Origin of the sequence: Bradyrhizobium sp. BRP20 (assembly GCF_020194215.1) — a bacterium.
Classification (GTDB): Bacteria; Pseudomonadota; Alphaproteobacteria; order Rhizobiales; family Xanthobacteraceae; genus Bradyrhizobium; species Bradyrhizobium yuanmingense.
Map to the genome: position 1 here is coordinate 1 of NZ_JADYVY010000119.1, position 411 is coordinate 411.

The window sequence follows — 411 nt, forward strand, 5'->3', positions numbered from 1 at the left end:
CTCGATCAACGCGTCGAAATCCACCCCGGGCACCTGGTCGGCGAGTCCGGCCAGGTCGCGCAGCGTCGTCCAGAGCTGCTTCTTCCCGTCGATCCCCATGGTCAGCACTTCCAGCTCCAGGAAGCGGCTCAACGGCGAGTAGCCCAGCAGCCGCCCGTTCGGCTTGAACCGGGCCAGCCGCTCCGCCCCGAACACCGCCGCCGTCTTCAGCGGGTTCTGGCGGATGCCGAGGTGGTCCATGATCGACCGGAAGGTGTCGACGTCCTCGGCGATCTCCGTCGCCACCCGGTCGAGTGCTTCGCCCACCGCGGTGCCGCGGTTGTTGCCCGCGGCCCGCCGGGCCAGTTCGCGCCAGCCCACGCCGAGCGCGAGCTGGTCGTTGAGGTAGATCGCCAGGAATCCGTCCACGCC

The 411-nt window shown here is 69.8% G+C and carries 1 protein-coding gene; it reads right to left on the reverse strand.

What is annotated here, in order from left to right:
* On the reverse strand, positions 1-411 hold a 411-nt coding region (locus I6F33_RS38075), incomplete at both ends, for a hypothetical protein (RefSeq protein WP_225145809.1).